The sequence below is a fragment of the Latilactobacillus sakei subsp. sakei DSM 20017 = JCM 1157 genome (assembly GCF_002370355.1).
In the GTDB taxonomy this organism is placed as follows: Bacteria; Bacillota; Bacilli; order Lactobacillales; family Lactobacillaceae; genus Latilactobacillus; species Latilactobacillus sakei.
On sequence record NZ_AP017929.1, the window covers coordinates 860508 to 879335 of the forward strand.

The window sequence follows — 18828 nt, forward strand, 5'->3', positions numbered from 1 at the left end:
CTCAAATAATAACCCTTTACCGTAGGTAAAGATAGGTTAAGTTATAAAGGGCGCATGGTGGATGCCTTGGCACTAGGAGCCGATGAAGGACGGTACTAACACCGATATGCTTCGGGGAGCTGTAAGTAAGCTTTGATCCGGAGATTTCCGAATGGGGGAACCCAATACTTTTAATCGAGTATTATCATTAAGTGAATACATAGCTTAATGAAGGTAGACGAGGGGAACTGAAACATCTAAGTACCTTCAGGAAGAGAAAGAAAAATCGATTCCCTAAGTAGCGGCGAGCGAACGGGGAAGAGCCCAAACCAAGAAGCTTGCTTCTTGGGGTTGTAGGACAGAACTTTGGAGTTACCAAGTTAAGTTGTAATCGAATCAGCTGGGAAGCTGAGTCAAAGAGTGTGATAACCACGTAGATTAAACAACTTGACCTCCGTTCTGGATCCTGAGTACGGCGGAACACGTGAAATTCCGTCGGAATCCGGGAGGACCATCTCCCAAGGCTAAATACTCCCTAGTGACCGATAGTGAACCAGTACCGTGAGGGAAAGGTGAAAAGCACCCCGGAAGGGGAGTGAAATAGATCCTGAAACCATGTGCCTACAATTAGTCAAAGCTCGTTAATGAGTGATGGCGTGCCTTTTGTAGAATGAACCGGCGAGTTACGTTTATATGCGAGGTTAAAGTGAAAAGCTGGAGCCGTAGCGAAAGCGAGTCTGAAATGGGCGAGTGAGTATATAGATGTAGACCCGAAACCAAGTGACCTACCCATGTCCAGGTTGAAGGTGTGGTAAAACACACTGGAGGACCGAACCCACGTCAGTTGAAAATGGCGGGGATGAGGTGTGGGTAGCGGTGAAATTCCAATCGAACTTGGAGATAGCTGGTTCTCTCCGAAATAGCTTTAGGGCTAGCCTCGGAATATTGGATCATGGAGGTAGAGCACTGTTTGGACTAGGGGCCCGTCATGGGTTACTGAATTCAGATAAACTCCGAATACCATTGATTTAGTTCCGGGAGTCAGACTGCGAGTGATAAGATCCGTAGTCGAAAGGGAAACAGCCCAGATCACCAGTTAAGGTCCCAAAATTTATGTTAAGTGGAAAAGGATGTGGCGGTGCACAGACAACTAGGATGTTGGCTCAGAAGCAGCCACCATTTAAAGAGTGCGTAATAGCTCACTAGTCGAGTGCCGCTGCGCCGAAAATGTACCGGGGCTAAACATAATACCGAAACTGTGGGTGGACACGTAAGTGTCCGCGGTAGGAGAGCGTTCTAAGGGCGATGAAGCTAGATCGTAAGGACTAGTGGAGCGCTTAGAAGTGAGAATGCCGGCATGAGTAGCGAAAGATCAGTGAGAATCTGATCCACCGTATGACTAAGGTTTCCTGGGGAAGGCTCGTCCTCCCAGGGTTAGTCGGGACCTAAGGCGAGGCCGAGAGGCGTAGTCGATGGATAACAGGTTGATATTCCTGTACTAGTTTATTTTGTTTGAATGATGGAGGGACGCAGGAAGCTAAGGAATGCACACGACTGGAAATGTGTGTCCAAGCAATAAGTCTTGAGTTGAGTGAAATGCTTGATTCTTTAAGGACAAGTTGTGATGGGGAGCGAAATTAAGTAGCGAAGTTCCTGATGTTACACTGCCAAGAAAAGCTTCTAGTGAGAAATAAACTACCCGTACCGTAAACCGACACAGGTGGTCGAGGAGAATATCCTAAGGTGAGCGAGTGAACTCTCGTTAAGGAACTCGGCAAAATGACCCCGTAACTTCGGGAGAAGGGGTGCTGACCGTCAGGTCAGCCGCAGTGAATAGGCCCAAACAACTGTTTATCAAAAACACAGGTCTCTGCAAAATCGTAAGATGACGTATAGGGGCTGACGCCTGCCCGGTGCTGGAAGGTTAAGAGGATGAGTTAGCGCAAGCGAAGCCCAGAATTGAAGCCCCAGTAAACGGCGGCCGTAACTATAACGGTCCTAAGGTAGCGAAATTCCTTGTCGGGTAAGTTCCGACCCGCACGAAAGGCGTAATGATTTGGGCACTGTCTCAACGAGAGACTCGGTGAAATTATAATACCCGTGAAGATGCGGGTTACCCGCGACAGGACGGAAAGACCCCATGGAGCTTTACTGTAGCTTGATATTGAGTGTTTGTACAGTTTGTACAGGATAGGTAGGAGCCGTAGAAATCGGAACGCTAGTTTCGATTGAGGCGTTGGTGGGATACTACCCTAACTGTATGACCACTCTAACCCGCGCCACTTAGCGTGGCGGGAGACAGTGTCAGGTGGGCAGTTTGACTGGGGCGGTCGCCTCCTAAAGTGTAACGGAGGCGCTCAAAGGTTCTCTCAGAATGGTTGGAAATCATTCGTAGAGTGTAAAGGTATAAGAGAGCTTGACTGTGAGATTGACAAATCGAGCAGGGACGAAAGTCGGACTTAGTGATCCGGTGGTTCCGTATGGAAGGGCCATCGCTCAACGGATAAAAGCTACCCTGGGGATAACAGGCTTATCTCCCCCAAGAGTCCACATCGACGGGGAGGTTTGGCACCTCGATGTCGGCTCATCGCATCCTGGGGCTGTAGTCGGTCCCAAGGGTTGGGCTGTTCGCCCATTAAAGCGGTACGCGAGCTGGGTTCAGAACGTCGTGAGACAGTTCGGTCCCTATCCGTCGCGGGCGCAGGAAATTTGAGAGGAGCTGTCCTTAGTACGAGAGGACCGGGATGGACATACCTCTGGTGTACCAGTTGTGCCGCCAGGCGCATCGCTGGGTAGCTATGTATGGCAGGGATAAACGCTGAAAGCATCTAAGTGTGAAGCCCCCCTCGAGATGAGATTTCCCATTCCTTTATGGAAGTAAGACCCCTGAAAGATGATCAGGTAGATAGGCTAGGAGTGGAAGTACAGCGATGTATGGAGCGGACTAGTACTAATCGGTCGAGGACTTAACCAAAGGTGCAATGTTAGGCTTTTGAAATGAAAATATTACTTATTATGCAGTTTTGAGAGAACGAAGTTCTTCTCAGTGCGAAAGCACAAATAGTGTGGTGGCGATAGCAAGAAGGATACACCTGTTCCCATGTCGAACACAGTAGTTAAGCTTCTTAGCGCCGATAGTAGTTGGTGGGAAACTACCTGCGAGGATAGGACGTTGCCACGCTTGATTCCGGTTTAGCTCAGTTGGGAGAGCGCATGACTGTTAATCATGATGTCGTCAGTTCGAGCCTGACAACCGGAGTAATAAATTGAGCGGTTGAGACCCTTCAATCGTTTTTTATTTTCGGCCCGTTGGTCAAGTGGTTAAGACACCGCCCTTTCACGGCGGTATCATGGGTTCAAATCCCGTACGGGTCATCTTTTATGCCGGCTTAGCTCAGTTGGTAGAGCATCGGTATCGTAAACCGAGGGTCACAGGTTCGACTCCTGCAGCCGGCACTAAGTGTTATGCGTGTGATTCTTGTTAAGCACTGTTAGTCTGAATGACTAGCAGTGCTTTTTTGTTACCTATTAATAAGGCTCAAAAATAAGACGTTGTCCAATATTTGCGGACAACGTCTTATTTAGTTTAAACGATCATTCACCCACTGCCATAACAGTAGTTGTGTTCGGCCTAAAATTTTACCGTTTGCTAATATCTCAGCAGCTCGTTTTTTATCAACCCAAATGCTGGTCAATTCCTCAGCGGATTCTAAAGCCGTTTCTTGAGAGGGGTGTTGATCGATTGTACAGATGGCTAAAGTGATGGCACCATCTGTAATACCTGGCGTAGAATAGCTAGGACTAAAGATTTGATCAATATGAACACCTTGATAGCCAGTTTCTTCGACGAGTTCGCGCTCAATGGCTTGTTCGACTGTTTCACCAGGTTCGATTAAACCAGCTGAATTACCGTAGACATAATCGTTGAGAGGGAGTCTAAATTGTCTTAATAACAAGACCTGACTATGATCATGATTGAGACAAAACATAGTGACAGCAGAGGCCGTTACGGGATGTTTAAGGTTGTCTGTTGTTAAATTAGCCTCACGACTAACAAAGTGATAATTAATCTCCTCTTGTTTGGGATTTTGATAGGTAGCTTCGTAATAATTAAGCCACCGATCCGCTAATAACTTTTTAAGTGCAACTAATTTGAGTTGTGTCACGATATTCGACCTACTTTCTATTTAATCATTGTACTACAAAGATTCCTCAACCGTTCACCCATAAAATAATTATTGAATCGAAGTAGATTAACAAAATTGATTATGACTTAGATAATATATTAGTAATCACTGATTACTAGTTAAGAAAGTAACTGTTGAAAATAAGCGAAAGCAGTAATTATTAATTGCCAAAACACTAGATAAATCTAGTGAAAAAAGTTTTGAAAGTTAGTCAAAAAATACATAAAAATTTAAAAAAGAATTGCTTTAACATTAAAATAAGATTATAATGTCATTTATAGATTCTAAGCGAATGATAAGAGAGTTCTTGTATAGTGCCGATTTCAACCATTGAAGTCCCTATCTTAACAGCTGTCAATTCCTAGTTTCAAAAATAATAAAGTTTTAAAGTGGGGTATTACAATGGAAGAGAAACATGAAAAGACATTCTTTGGCCAACCGCACGGCCTATCGACATTATTCTTCACAGAAATGTGGGAACGATTCAGTTATTACGGGATGCGTGCAATTTTACTATTCTATATGTATTTTGCTTTAGATAAGGGTGGTCTTGGTTTTGACAAGGCAACCGCAATGTCAGTGATGGCGATCTATGGTTCTATGGTTTACTTAGCCAGTGTTGTTGGTGGTTGGTTGAGTGATCGAATCTGGGGTAGCTTTAAGACCGTCTTCATCGGTGGGTTCTTCATTATGTTGGGTCATATTGTACTAGCGGTACCGATGGGCGCAACTGCTTTATTTATTTCAATCGGCTTGATTGTTGCCGGAACTGGGTTATTGAAACCAAACGTTTCTGAAATGGTCGGTGGCCTATACAGTGAAGATGATCGTCGTCGAGATGCTGGTTTCAGTATGTTCGTCTTCGGGATTAACTTAGGGTCATTCGTGGCACCTTGGGTTGTTGGTACAATCGGACAACAAGTTAACTTCCATTTAGGCTTTTCATTAGCCGCAGTTGGGATGTTCTTCGGCCTTATCCAATACTACCGTGGCCGTTCACAATTTAGTAAAGAAAATTCTAAACCAAATGATCCAATCGCAGCGGACGAACTAAGAGGGATTATCATTAAAGTGGTTATCGGCTTAGTCGTTATTGCACTTGGTATTACAGCTTTACAATTAACAAATAATTTAAACATTGATAATATTGTTTTAATCATCTCAATCGTCGCAATTGCATTACCAATTATTTACTTCTACAACATGCTTTCAAGCAAGAAAATTACTAAAAAAGAACGTTCACGCGTTTTAGCTTATATTCCACTCTTCATCGCTGCCGCTGTTTTCTGGGGTATTGAAGAATCAGGTTCAGTTGTCTTGGCATTGTTTGCTGAAGATCGGACAATCTTGCATATTGGTGGCTGGAAGCTTGCTGCTTCTAACTTCCAATCATTAAATCCATTGTTCATCATGCTTTTAACACCATTATTTGTTTGGTTATGGAGCACATGGAAGAAACAACCATCAGCACCTGGTAAATTCGCCGTTGGTTTGATCTTCGCTGGATTATCATACATGTTTATGGCACTTCCTGGATTATTACACGGGACAGCTGTTCGTGTTAGTCCATTCTGGTTAATCGGTTCATGGTTAATTGTTGAAATTGCTGAAATGTTAATCTCACCAATCGGCCTTTCGATTACAACCAAATTAGTACCAAAAGCATTTAGATCACAAATGATGAGTATATGGTTCTTAGCTGATGCTGCTGGTCAAGCGGTCAACGCACAGTTAGTTCGTTTATACTCACCACAAACTGAAATTAAATACTTCTTAGGCATCGGGATCGTTAGTGCGATCTTCGGGATCGTCTTAATTTTCTTCGTGAAACCAATTCACAAGTTAATGGAAGGCGTTGACTAAATTAATTAAAAGAAATCTTGGTTATTTATACAATAATCGAGGTTTTTTTTGCATTTTAGGGTTGATTTTTGTCTGGAAATTTTGTAAACTAATATAGTTGAATCGATGAGATGAGACAGACATATGGAGGAGTAGCGAAGTGGCTAAACGCGGCGGACTGTAAATCCGCTCCTTCGGGTTCGGTGGTTCGAATCCACTCTCCTCCACTTGATTGGGCTATGGCCAAGCGGTAAGGCAACAGGTTTTGATCCTGTCATGCGCTGGTTCGAATCCAGCTAGCCCAATAATTTATCAGGTAAGCGGACCGACAATTGTCGGTCCGCTTTTTTTGTGAGTAAAAAAACACGCTTTATTCATTTATAGAATAAGCGTGCGCGGATTATTGATAGCAGTTCTGAGTTTTAAGGTAAAAAAGATGATTTAATCGCGCTTCAGGTAAGCCCCAGAACTCGAATCTGAAGAGGTTAAAGGAAATCCGACTAATAGTCCGTCGTGTGCCTTATAAACTTCACGGGCCCATGTATAGCCAAGGGAGAGTATTAATTTAAAGAGTGGTTTTGAGAGAAGATAATAGGTAACAAAAAAGGCCGATGAATTAATTTTCACCAGCTTTTTTGTTATTTATTTCATTCGTCTAACAAGTAATAATAGTAATTCACTGATTTCGTTTGCCTCGTCAGCATCAAATGTTAGTAATTCGTCGATAAGTTTTTTTAGATAAAAGGACAATAAAAGCCCCCTGCAGTGAAATGGGTTCGTTGGCTTTTTATAGCATCACTTTGTCTTTTTCTAGGCTTGATGGGTGTTCAAAAGTATCGGCATGATCAGTTAACGCAAAATATCGCCCGAGCACGAACCGTCAAAGTGCGACCAGTTCAGACGAAAAAGACGGCGGACGATAATGCACCGCAACCAACTTATTGGGATGAAGATACGCGGGGGATTACGGTTGGTAAGTTGGCAATTCCCTCAGTTGGCATTAAATTGCCGATTATCAAAGGTATTGGTCAAACAAACGGGCACGATAATATGCTAAAGGCGGCTGTTACCAATAAACAAGGACAGACAATGGGCAAGCGGAATTATGTTTTGAGTAGTCACGATATTGCCCAGGAAAATGTTTTGTTTTCACCACTCGGTCAAACGAAAGTGGGCGCCGCGATTTATTTGACCGATACGAAGCAGGTTTATACCTATCGCGTCATCAGTCGCAAAACGGTTAAGGCCAACCAAGTAGCTATTTTGGATGATGTCCGGCAAAAACGCCTAGTGACTTTGTATACCTGTGATCCTGATGGCGAGATAGTCAATGGTCAGACTTACGAGCGAACAGTCGTTGTGGGTGAATTGGTTCAAACAACGAAGGCATCAGCTAAAACTTTAGCACGCTTCTAAATGAAACAGCATCTGGCAAAATTGATTTTGTCAGGTGCTGTTTTTAGATAGATATGGTGTTAATTGACTTTAACACTTTCTTTCGGTATTCTTGGTTCAATACAAAAAGGGGTGGCAGAATGAAAATTGGTTTTATTGGTGTCGGTAATATGGCACAAGCAATTATTAAAGGCTTAGTGAAAGCTGATCAGATCGCAACAACGGATATTTTGGTTCACGGGGCTCATCCGGCAAATTATGAAGCATTTGCGGCTGAACAACACATTACACCAGTGGCAGATAACATCGCGGTGGTCGCACAAGCTGATATTGTCTTCTTGGCGGTTAAACCATATATTGTGCCACTTATTCTAGAAGAAACAAGCGCTGCTTTTAAAGAAAAACAACCATTAATGGTCTCAATGGCAGCCGGTCTTTCATTGGCTAAATTAAGTCAACAAGTGGACGCGGATAATCTACCTATTTTGCGGATTATGCCCAACGTTAACGTTGCTAACCGCGCCGGTATCACAGCCGTTGTCGGTAATGCACAAGTGAGTGCTGATCAATTGAAGAGCGTGAAGGACGTCTTGTCACAATTAGGTGGCGTTGTTGAAATTGGTGAAAAAGACTTCACAACTTTCAGCGCACTTGCTGGTAGTTCACCAGCTTTCGTTTACTTATTCATCGATTCAATGGCACGGGCTGGTGTTAAACACGGTTTAACCAAGAAAGCTGCAACTGAAATCGCAGCCCAAGCTGTTTTAGGGAGCGCCCAAAATGTTCTGCTGAGTGACGATTCACCATGGGACTTAATCGACAAAGTATCATCACCAGGTGGCACAACCGTTGCGGGCTTGTTAGCAATGGAAGAAGCAGGTTTAATGTCAGCAGTCGTCAAAGGTATCGACGCAACAATCGAAAAAGACTTGGAAAGCCAAAAATAGCGTGCGGACTCGAACGATTTGACTTTGAGGATTAACCTAAAAATGAGCAGTATGGCAGGTTTTAGCCATACTGCTCATTTTGTAGTTAACCGGAAAAGGCAGTTTTGAAAAGCACGTTTAAGCCTAAAAAAGAGGTCAAATAAAAGTAATTTTTGTTTCGACCTCTTTTTTTATGCCATGCTCTGGCCTATTTTTAACGACGTTGCGCTTGTCTGCACATCGTATGACATAACTGATGTGTTAATAAGCTACTGGCAGGTGAGACGGGGTTTTCACCATTTGTTTGTAAGGCTGTGATAAAGGCCTTGATCATTGGGTCAAAGCCACGAGTAACTAATGTTGGTTCCCAGTCTGCAGGTTGTTGTTGCCGGTTATCGGTTGCCGTCTTGGCGGTATATTGTGTCAGGTTATCCACGGTGAACAAGCCGTGCGGACTTTGAAGACTAGCGATTTCTTGGTTAGTGCCGCCTTGCATATTTAACGTCGCAGTGATGAGTTGGCTGGCCGTTTCAACGGTCAATTGGGCGACTTGTAATTGTTGGTTGGCATCCTGTTTACAATACGTTTGCACGTTATAGCTCAAACCAACGTCATTGGCTAAATAAAGGGCTGTATTAATAGTATGAATCATTAAATCGTAAATCGCAAAAGCGGCTGGTTGCCGTGTATCAACGCGTGTTTTCGTAACGTTAATCAGTTGCTTGTTAGGGATGCTTTTTAATTTTTGTAATTGCGGCACAAAACGACGGTTGAAACCCACGGTTAATAATAGGCCTTGTTGTGCGGCTAATTTATAGAGTTCAGCGACTTCCAGTGGGTTCTCGCTGAGCGGTTTATCAACAAAAACGTGTAATCCATGTGAGAGTGCTTGCTTAACAAGTGTATAATGGGTATTAGTAGGTGTATGGATAAAAACGGCATCCAATGATTTTGCCAAGAGGGCCTCAAAAGAAAGGCAACCATCGCTAAAGTGATATTGGGCCTGTAATTGTGCAAGCTTAGCAGGCTGACGAGAACATAAAACCCAGTTAACTTGATCTTGTAATTGTGCCATCACTGGCAAATAAGCTTTTTGCGCGATGTTCCCTAAACCGATAACCCCAATATTTAGCATGCTTAAAACTCCTCACAGTAGTTGATAAGGACAGTATACCAAATTTTTAAGAAAACGGTTCAAAGATCACGCCGAGTGGCTTGCATTTTTGGTCTATACCATTTATACTGGAAGTAATTTAATAATAGAGGTGGATGGATAATGACAATCAAAGTTTTAAAACATGCAGTAATCTATACTGGTGATGACGTTATTGAAGACGGCTATATTCGTTTTGACAAACAGATTTTAGCTGTTGGCCCAATGTTTGACTACAAAGCACAAGCTGGCGAAGAAATCCAAGATATGAAAGGTCAAACTATCATTCCTGGCTTCATCGACGTTCACTGTCATGGTGGTTACGGTTTCGATGCAATGGATGGCGATGCTAACCAAATCGACGAAATGGCAACGAAGATGATGCAAAACGAAGGTGTCACAACTTTATTTGCAACAACAATGACGCAATCAAATGAAAATATTGCCAACGCCATGCGTGGTGTTAAAGACGCTGCTGAAAAGAACCCATTAATCCAAGGTGTCCATCTAGAAGGCCCATTTATCACCCCAATCTTTAAGGGTGCCCAACCTGAACAATTTATCAAAGATCCAGACGTTGACTTATTAGACGAATGGAACAAATTATCAGGCAATCGCGTTCGTTTAATTACTTACGCACCAGAAGATCCTGGTTCAAAAGCCTTCGAAGACTATTGTTTAGCACATAACATCGTGCCTTCTGTTGGTCATAGTAATGCCACACGGGAGCAAATGATTGAAAGTAAAGCAACTCACGTCACACATTTATACAATGCCCAACGTGAATTCAAGCACCGCGAACCTGGTGTAACAGGTCACGCAATGTTAGAAGACAATATGTATGCTGAATTGATCGCAGACGGTTTCCATATCGTGCCAGATATGATTAAATTAGCATATGAACAAAAAGGTGCAGAACGTATCGATTTAGTAACCGACTCAATGCGTGCCAAAGGGATTGCTGAAGGCGAAAGTGAATTAGGCGGTCAAAAAGTAATCGTTAAAGACAAACAAGCACGTTTAGAAGACGGCACATTGGCTGGTTCTGTCTTGACTTACATCGATGCCTTCAAGAATATCCAAACCTTCACGGGCTGTGATAAATTTGAAGCCGTTATGATGTCAAGTGTTAACCAAGCTGAAGAATTCGGCCTAACACAAAAAGGTAAATTAGAAGTTGGCCGCGATGCTGATTTAAACGTCTTGGACCAACAACAAAACTTAGTGGCAACTTACAGCTTCGGCCAAGGTTACCAACATTAATCAATAGGAGTGTGACCCATGGAATCACCTGTTTATATTCAAATTCATAATCAACTTAAAAAAGATATTGAAGCCGGCAAGTGGTCGATTGGGGATCGGATCCCTTCAGAACGTGAACTCGCATTAAACTTTGAAGTCTCGCGGATGACGCTTAGACAAGCCGTCCAAACGCTGGTTGATGAAGGCATTTTGGAACGCCGAATTGGTGCTGGGACTTACGTCGCTAACCGAAAAGTCCAAGAAAAAATGTCCGGGGTAACCAGTTTTACAGATTTAATGACGGCCCAAGGTAAAACGCCATCTAGCAAGACGATTTCTTTTCACATTGCTAATCCATCTCTAAGTGAGGCTGAAAAGCTCCAACTAAAAGACGGTGAACAAGTGTTGCGGATGGAACGGATTCGTTACGCGGATAATATTCCCATTTGTTTTGAAGTGGCCACAGTGCCACAATCATTAGTCGCTGATTTCAGTAAAGCTGAAATCACTAGTTCTTTTTATAAGACGCTGGAAGAAAAAGGTGGCTACCAAATGGGCGGCGCACAACAAACCGTTTCGGCGCAACTCGCCTCAGAACGAATTGCCGAATACTTGGACATCAAGCGCAACGGCTCAATCTTACGCTTGCGCCAAGTATCCTTCTTAAACGACGGCACACCATTTGAATACGTCCGCACACAATATGTCGGCGAACGATTTGAATTTTATTTGGAAAGATAATTTAATCGTATAAAAAGAGACCTCCCAAAATATATTTTTGGGAGGTCTCTTTTTATACATGTAATGACTTAAAGAGTAACTAATTAATGTTATCAATATTTGTGGCGAATACACATATAAATATACACCTTTAAATATGATGTTAGTAGTCTTGTTTTAAATTAGTATCAGTGTAGCATAGTTGTTGTAAACAAGGAGGAGATACAAATGAAGGGGAAAAAACTTTTAGTATCACTCGCAACTTTACTGCTAACAACAGGAGCTGTGATGCCGGTTTTTAGTAATATCACTAGTGCTAAGGCTGATTCGATAGAAAGGAAAGCCAAGGTACCATTAGTTAAAAATAGTAGTTTAGGACAGGGCTTTTATACTACTAAGCAGAAGTTACAACTGCCAAATACAATGGCAAGAACAGATACAACTACTTTCTTTAATACCATTAAGCAAGGTGCAATAGATACTTGGGGAAAGCATAATTTTTTACCCTCAGTAACGGCTGCACAAGCTGCTATAGAAAGTGGCTGGGGCACCTCAGATTTAACAGCAAAAGCAAATAATTTATTTGGTATTAAGGGACGCTATAATGGACAGTATGTTATTTACCCTACTCAGGAATGGGTGAATGGACATTATGTTACTATCAATGCAGAGTTTAGAAAGTATCCAAATTGGGCTACTAGTGTAGAAGACCACGGGAATTTCTTTACAGATAATGAACGCTACCATAACCTACTGGGATTAAAGGACTATAAACAGGTTGCAAAATTAGTTCAAGAGGATGGTTACGCAACAGATCCTAACTATGCAGCTACAATTATTAAAGTTATCGAACAATATGGTCTACAAGAATGGGATCAAGAAGCGTTTAATAATACTGGATTTCCAAAGACTCCAGTAAGTGAAGCAACAGCAAAAATCACGGCTAATAGTACTTATGGTTATCATGCCAATGGTCAAGTAATTGCCGGGTCAAATGCAACTTTTAAAAAAGGAACAAGTTGGAAAGTTGGCAATTTTAAAATGGTCAACAATCAAGAAATGTTATTAGTTGCAGCGGATGAATATATTCCGCGTAAGGATACATCTATTGATAATAGTATATTAGAAGTTAATTACTACCCTAATATGACGGTTAACACGTATAAGTTAGATGGTACGTTAGCGCCTAACAAATTGAAGACAGGTACAAAATGGAAAAATAGTGGTTTTGTAATGATTAAAGGACAAGTAATGTATCGTATAGGTCAAGATGTTTATTTGCCAAAATTATATACGCAATTTGGGGCAAGCGGGCCTAAACCAGCAATGAGTGAAGCCACTGCAAAAATTACTGTAGATAGTACTTATGGGTACCATGGTAATGGTCAAGTGATTGCTGGAACGAATGCAACTTTTAAAAAGGGGACAAATTGGAAAGTCGGTAATTTTAAAATGATTAATAATCAAGAGATGCTTCTAGTCGCTACCGATGAATACATTCCTCGAAAAGATACATCAATTGATAATCGTATTTTGGAAGTCAATTATATTCCAGGTTTATCAGTTTCAACATATAAGCTAGATGGTACATTAGCACCTAATAAGTTGAAAACGGGCACTAAATGGAAAAATAGTGGATTCGTAACAATTAAAGGACAAACAATGTATTTCATAGGTCAGGATGTTTATTTACCTAAACAATTTACACAATTTGGACATGTTGATTTTTAGAAAGTTAAAATAAACGACACAACCAACTGGTTTTGGTGTCGTTTATTTTTATTTTTAGGGTTAAAAAATCTCGTTAAATGCTATAGATTTACATTCATAAGAACTGTAATATGAATTATGAAGTACTTTTTGTAAATAAGGGATATAGGAGACGGCTATGACAGCTAATAAAAAACGACTAACATTACTTTTAACACTTCTTCTTTTTATGGTTTCAAGTGTTTTAATTCTAGTACCATCACAAATAATGAATCATCACATTTGGACTTATCTCGGGACTAGCGATAATCGATTTCATATGATGAGAATCGAAGGATTAGCTGACGCTTTAAAAAATGGTAATCTATTCCCTAAGATAAATATGAGTTTTATTGATGGGTTCGGATACGTTGCGAATTTATTTTATTCTAATTTTATGTTGTATCCAGCAGCTATTTTAAGGTTATGTGGATTGTCAATGAGTAAAGTTACGGTTATTTATTTTTTTATACTTAATTTCTTAACTTTTATCAGTGCATTTTGGTCTTTTAAAATGATTAAGGGATCGTATTGGAATAGTTTGATTTTTAGTTTTATGTATACTTCATCAGCCTATAGATTACATAATTTACTATTTAGATATGATTTGGGTGAATTGGGCGCTTTTATATTCTTACCAATTGCATTTGTCGGTATTTATAGTATTTTTTACGGTGATAAAAAGCAATGGTTAGCATTAGCTCTAGGAATTACGGGCATTATTTATTGTCACCCGTTATCACCATTATTAGTGGCATTTCTTATTTTATGTTGTATTGTTCTAAATTTGAAAGAAATGCGTGCAGATTTACAAATATTTCTTTCGTTAGTTAAAGCGACAGGTGTATCAATATTACTTAGCTTGGCTTATTTTCTACCAATGCTAGAACAAATGAAAAATATGACGTTTAAACTTTCAGATGCCAAACCTAATTTAGAGTTAAACGCTAGTAAGCCAATGTCGTTAATGACAGACAGTGTTAACAATAATATTAGTCAACCAACACTAGGTTTAGTTGTGATTTTAGCGCTAATCGTTATGTGGATGAACTATAAGCATATACAACAGAAAAGTACACGACAATTACTAGTGCTGGGTTCATCGTTGCTTTTTATATCAACAAACCTATTTCCGTGGATTATTATACAAAAGACATTTTTAAAGATGTTACAATTTCCTTGGCGATTAGATATGATAGTAACGTTACTCCTTTGCTTTGTATTTGCAGAAAATGCAGGATACTTTTTTAATACAAATTTAAAACGATATTTATTACTTGTGGTTATATTGATGATAGGTGTCTCATCAGGAAGAAATTTAGTTAAAATGTACCCTAATAATAGTGTTAGTTATGCAAAATACAATACATTGGATACTTATAGTATTGGTGCGGGGCAAGAATATCTACCTTTGGCCTCTAACTTGGAGAGTTTCAGAACAATATCCCATAAGCCAAGAGTCGTGGCCGGGAGGTCGAAGTTGTCGTTTTATAAAAAGCAAGGAAATACAATTACTTTAAGGTTTAAAGGTGCCAAAAAAGCTAAAGTGGTATTACCGTTAATATATTACAAGGGATACACGGGGACTATAGATGATCAAGAAATGGTAAAAGTATTCGCCGGTAAAGAATATAACGGTCTTGTAACCGTTAATATATCGGGAACGGGAACATTAAAGGTGAGGTATCAAGAAACCTTAATGCAACGAGTTGGTGCACTTCTATCAATTAGTACCCTATTTATCATAATCGGATTTAGAATATTTAAAAAGACTATATGATTATTGGTTAATGCTATTTAACTTCACCTAAAATTGTGGTAAATTTTTAAGAGTAATGAATTATTAGGGGGATAAAAATGGAAAAACGGTTAACAGGATTCTTGCTAGGATTAACAGCAATGTCGGCTCTATCAGCAGTGAATATTAATAATACTTATGCTGCTCAAGTATTAGCACCAAACCAGATGAAGGCGCAACTGACTAGTCAAGATATTAAAGAAGCTACGCCTAGAAAAGAAAAAGCAAAAGGGACGGATGATATTGGGGAAGTTATCACCAATCCTGATGCTACTAAAAAAAATAGTGCAATTAGTGCATTTTCAGCTTATCCTAATGTAAATAGTTATATTTTAAATAAGAATTTCCAACATCCTGAAATCACTAAAGAATTACACACATTCGAAATGTTTCCATACAAAACGGATGACGGTAAACCTTCTGGTGTTGTAGTGCATTATACGGCCAACCCCAATGATTTTAGCGCCCGAAATGGGGCAAATTATGAAATTAATGGTGGTTGGGAAAGCGCATTTGTACACACTTTTATCGACGCTGATATGATTTTAAATATTCACGATACAGACTATGGTGCATGGGGTGCAGGCCCTGTCGCTAATAAATATTTCACACAATTTGAAATGGTAACGGCTAGAAACTTCAATGATTTTGCTAAGACTACAAGTTATTCTGCTTGGTACACAGCATTTTTACTTCAACAATATGGTTTAACGCCTTCATTAGCCCATGATGACGGGGTTGGGACTATCTGGACACACCACGATGTAACAAATTTCTTGGGTGGGACAGATCATGTTGATCCAGATGATTATTTTGCGCAATATGGTTATGATATTAATCAATTCTATAGTTTAGTACAGCATTATTATCAACAAATGACTGAAAAAGTTGTGAATAGACAATATATTGATAAGACCGGATCTGTTGTTGGAAATAAGGCAGAATATTGGTTAACAGATAATGGATTGAAACCGGCTAATCAAACAACTGATAATTTAGTTAATAAGGCTGTTAAAGTGACGCAGCTAATTACAATGACAAGTGGAAAACAATATTACTTAGCAACTGTTAATGGTAATCAGGTAGCTTGGATTCCAGTAGATTCTTTTAAGGTAAGCGAGATGGTAACTAACCGTCAGTATGTTGATAAAACAGGGACCATTACAGGTGGACAACCAGAATATTGGTTGACAGATAGTGGTATTAAATCTGCTAATCAAACAACTGGTAACCTGGCCGGTAAGACTGTTAAAGTGACGCAGCTAATTACAACAACGGCGGGAAAACAATATTATTTGGCAACAGTTAACGGAAAACAAATTGCATGGGTTCCGATGAGTGCTTTCAAACAGGGAGAAACAGTTGTTAGTCGTCAATATGTTAATAAAACTGGGATGGTAGTAAACAATCAACCGGAATATTGGCTGACGGATAGTGGTATTAAATCTGCTAATCAGACAACAAGTAATTTAACAAATAAGTCGGTTAAAGTAACTCAACTAATTACAACAACTTCAGGTAAACAATACTACTTAGCAACGGTTAACGGAAAACAAATTGCATGGATTCCGGCAACTGCCTTTAACCAGGGAGAAACAGTAGTTAACCGTCAATATATTAATAAATTAGGGACTGTTATTTCTGGTCAACCAGAATATTGGTTGACAGATGGTGGTATTAAGTCAGCTAACCAAACGACAAGTAACTTAGCTAGTAAATCAGTTAAAGTAACACAATTGATTACAACTACAACAGGTAAACAGTATTATTTAGCAACTGTTAAGGGCAAACAGGTAGCCTGGATTCCGGTAGCGGCGTTTAAGCAAGGAGAAACGGTTGTTAACCGCCAATATGTTAATAAATTAGGTAGGGCTATCGCGGGTCAACCAGAATATTGGTTGACAGATGATGGTATCAAGTCAGCTAACCAAACGACAAGCAACTTAGCTAATAAATCAGTTAAAGTAACACAATTGATTACAACCACAACAGGTAAACAGTATTATTTAGCAACTGTTAATGGTAAGCAAGTGGCATGGATTTTAGTTACGGCTTTTAAATAGTAAATATTAAGATGGGGATTATACTCGAGAGAGTATAGCCCTATTTTTTTGCCAAAAATAAAAACAAACTTAATAAAATGACGTATTTAGTTAAACTTCCTGGCAAAACTTGGTTTTTACTATAGAATTATGTAGAATAGCAAGGTAGATGTAATAAAAAAGGCGACTTACTAAGTCTATTTGGTATTCGTTTTATTATTTGAAAGGACGTTTTTAAATGACAGTTCAGAGAAATAGAACGATAAAAAAATACGGTTTATTTTTTTGATTTTTCTGTTTTTTGGGTACCTATCCATTAATTTCCCATTAACAGGAGATGATTTAAACTGGGGTGTAACGACTCTAAGAGATTATTTTGGATCAGGACGATTCTTAAATTATGATGGGCGCTATGCGGGGAATAGTTTAATTATCATAGCTAGCCATAGCGCAATTTTTAAAGTTTTAAGTTATGCGGGTATTACAACATTGGTTGTTTATCTAGCGGCACATTTAATCGATAACGTCAGACAGTTAGAAAAAAATACGTTATTAATTCTTGCTTTATTGTTAACGATGAGTACGGAATTATTTGCACAAGTCTTGGGTTGGAATGCGGGGTTCTTTAACTACATGGCAGCTCTGATTTATCCTTTACTTATTGTTAATTTAGTGAAGTACCATTATGCCGATTGGCAAGCGTTAAAATATTTACAATATAGCATTTTGATAGTGATTCTTTCAATCATTAGTTGTTTCTTTGTTGAACACGTTACACTATTGAATTTAGCAGTTGCTACAATTTTAATGGGATATATGCTATATCAAAAAAAGAAAAATTACCTAGTGATTGCTAACTTCATTGGCACGTACATTGGTGGCGCTTTAATGTTCTCCAATAAGGCTTACTTGAATATTTTATTCCATCATGATAGGTATAGTTATCGAGAAACTAGTTTTTCACTCTCTAAGATTTACCATATTATTGCACAACAAATGGATTTTTATCTCTTAATTAATAATCCAATTATTACAGTGTTACTGGCAGTTATTTTGGGGTACTTAATCATCAAAAATCTTCAAAAGCATTCAGCTAATCGATTAGGCACGGTAGTTTCTTATCTAGAGTTGAGTGCCTTGATTGCTTTTACAGAATATCATTATATTTTGTTTAATACTTTTTTTAAGAATTTTAGTCATCGCTATTTGGTATCATGTCTATTATCAATCTTATTCTTACTCGTCATTGTGATTGAAATGGCCAAGTTATCCGTTGAAACCCACAATATTGAATATATTGCATTGATTATGGCAGCCGTTGTATTAGTCATGCCGTTCTTTGTTGTAACACCATTCGGACCTCGGGGGGCATTTGCAAGTTATTTTTGCCTATGCTTGTTAGTAGTAGCGTTGTGTAATCAGTTGAACGTTGTTAAATTTAGTTTACCTATTATCAGAATAGTGATGGTAATGATTGTCATTTTTTATGCAGGCTTAGCAACACGAATTGGTCATGCAAGTCGTATCAAAAATGATTTTATGATCTATCAGGAAAAACATAACACGCCTAAAGATTATCGTTTATATCTAGAGGTACCGTATAATCAGTATTATTGGGCAGTTCATCCTCAAGCCGGTGATGCTAGTTATAGAAGATACTATAGGATAAAGAGCGAAGGAGCAAAGTTAGTCCCATATGCTAAGTGGCGCTTAATTGAAAAGAATACGAATAGTAACGCAGAAATGTTTTCTCAAGTTTTAAAAGTTGATAGTCAAAATAAATAGGCGGGATAAA

11 protein-coding genes, 5 tRNA genes and 2 rRNA genes are annotated in these 18828 nt (G+C 39.5%); 16 read left to right on the forward strand and 2 right to left on the reverse strand.

The features are described from left to right. Window positions 1-34 precede the first annotated feature (34 nt). The 5 genes from LEUCM_RS04285 (at window position 35) to LEUCM_RS04305 (ending at window position 3435) form a co-directional block, all read left to right on the forward strand. Window positions 35-2953 (forward strand): 23S ribosomal RNA (locus LEUCM_RS04285). A gap of 90 nt (window positions 2954-3043) precedes the next feature. Next, window positions 3044-3160, forward strand: a 5S ribosomal RNA gene (rrf, locus tag LEUCM_RS04290). Between the two features lie 5 nt (window positions 3161-3165). Continuing rightward, a tRNA-Asn gene (locus LEUCM_RS04295) sits at window positions 3166-3238 on the forward strand. 44 nt (window positions 3239-3282) lie between these two features. Next, window positions 3283-3354: transfer RNA gene (locus tag LEUCM_RS04300), tRNA-Glu, on the forward strand. An 8-nt stretch (window positions 3355-3362) separates the two neighbouring features. After that, window positions 3363-3435, forward strand: a tRNA-Thr gene (locus tag LEUCM_RS04305). Between the two features lie 125 nt (window positions 3436-3560). On the opposite strand, the gene LEUCM_RS04310 is transcribed toward LEUCM_RS04305, so the two are convergent. Continuing rightward, window positions 3561-4145, reverse strand: coding sequence for an NUDIX hydrolase (locus tag LEUCM_RS04310; protein WP_025016281.1), 585 nt, complete (start codon window positions 4143-4145; stop codon window positions 3561-3563). Window positions 4146-4568: 423 nt separating this feature from the next. On the opposite strand from LEUCM_RS04310, the gene LEUCM_RS04315 reads away from it, so the two are divergent. The 5 genes from LEUCM_RS04315 to proC all read left to right on the forward strand — a co-directional run bounded on the left by LEUCM_RS04315 (window position 4569) and on the right by proC (window position 8350). After that, entirely contained in the window at window positions 4569-6029 is a 1461-nt protein-coding gene (locus LEUCM_RS04315; protein ID WP_025016280.1) for a peptide MFS transporter, read from the forward strand. Window positions 6030-6154: 125 nt separating this feature from the next. Next, window positions 6155-6235: transfer RNA gene (locus LEUCM_RS04320), tRNA-Tyr, on the forward strand. Window positions 6236-6241: 6 nt separating this feature from the next. Further along, a tRNA-Gln gene (locus LEUCM_RS04325) sits at window positions 6242-6313 on the forward strand. A gap of 514 nt (window positions 6314-6827) precedes the next feature. Next, window positions 6828-7424, forward strand: a complete 597-nt coding sequence (locus tag LEUCM_RS04330) for a class A sortase (RefSeq protein WP_016265604.1) — start codon at window positions 6828-6830, stop codon at window positions 7422-7424. A 119-nt stretch (window positions 7425-7543) separates the two neighbouring features. Further along, on the forward strand, window positions 7544-8350 hold the full coding sequence (gene proC, locus LEUCM_RS04335) for a pyrroline-5-carboxylate reductase (protein WP_016265603.1): 807 nt from the start codon (window positions 7544-7546) through the stop codon (window positions 8348-8350). Window positions 8351-8543: 193 nt separating this feature from the next. Here the strand turns inward: proC and LEUCM_RS04340 are convergent, their stop codons facing one another. Further along, window positions 8544-9464: a Gfo/Idh/MocA family protein gene (locus tag LEUCM_RS04340; RefSeq protein ID WP_025016278.1), complete on the reverse strand. Its 921-nt coding sequence runs from the start codon at window positions 9462-9464 to the stop codon at window positions 8544-8546. Between the two features lie 141 nt (window positions 9465-9605). Between LEUCM_RS04340 and nagA the strand changes: the two genes are divergently transcribed. From nagA to LEUCM_RS04370, 6 genes are all read left to right on the forward strand, one after another. Beyond that, window positions 9606-10745 carry an N-acetylglucosamine-6-phosphate deacetylase gene (gene nagA / locus LEUCM_RS04345; protein WP_025016277.1) on the forward strand — a complete coding sequence of 380 codons (1140 nt, stop codon included), beginning with the start codon at window positions 9606-9608 and terminating at the stop codon, window positions 10743-10745. Between the two features lie 18 nt (window positions 10746-10763). Next, complete coding sequence (locus tag LEUCM_RS04350) at window positions 10764-11465, forward strand: GntR family transcriptional regulator (RefSeq protein WP_056936462.1); 702 nt, start codon at window positions 10764-10766, stop codon at window positions 11463-11465. A 207-nt stretch (window positions 11466-11672) separates the two neighbouring features. Continuing rightward, window positions 11673-13175: a glycoside hydrolase family 73 protein gene (locus LEUCM_RS04355; protein WP_025016276.1), complete on the forward strand. Its 1503-nt coding sequence runs from the start codon at window positions 11673-11675 to the stop codon at window positions 13173-13175. A gap of 157 nt (window positions 13176-13332) precedes the next feature. Next, window positions 13333-14973, forward strand: coding sequence for a putative glycosyltransferase family protein (locus LEUCM_RS04360; protein ID WP_025016275.1), 1641 nt, complete (start codon window positions 13333-13335; stop codon window positions 14971-14973). A 77-nt stretch (window positions 14974-15050) separates the two neighbouring features. Continuing rightward, a complete protein-coding gene (locus tag LEUCM_RS04365) occupies window positions 15051-17054 on the forward strand; it encodes a GW dipeptide domain-containing protein (protein ID WP_025016274.1) in 2004 nt (667 codons plus the stop codon). Between the two features lie 264 nt (window positions 17055-17318). Continuing rightward, window positions 17319-18818: a hypothetical protein gene (locus LEUCM_RS04370; protein WP_157777016.1), complete on the forward strand. Its 1500-nt coding sequence runs from the start codon at window positions 17319-17321 to the stop codon at window positions 18816-18818. Window positions 18819-18828 lie beyond the last annotated feature (10 nt).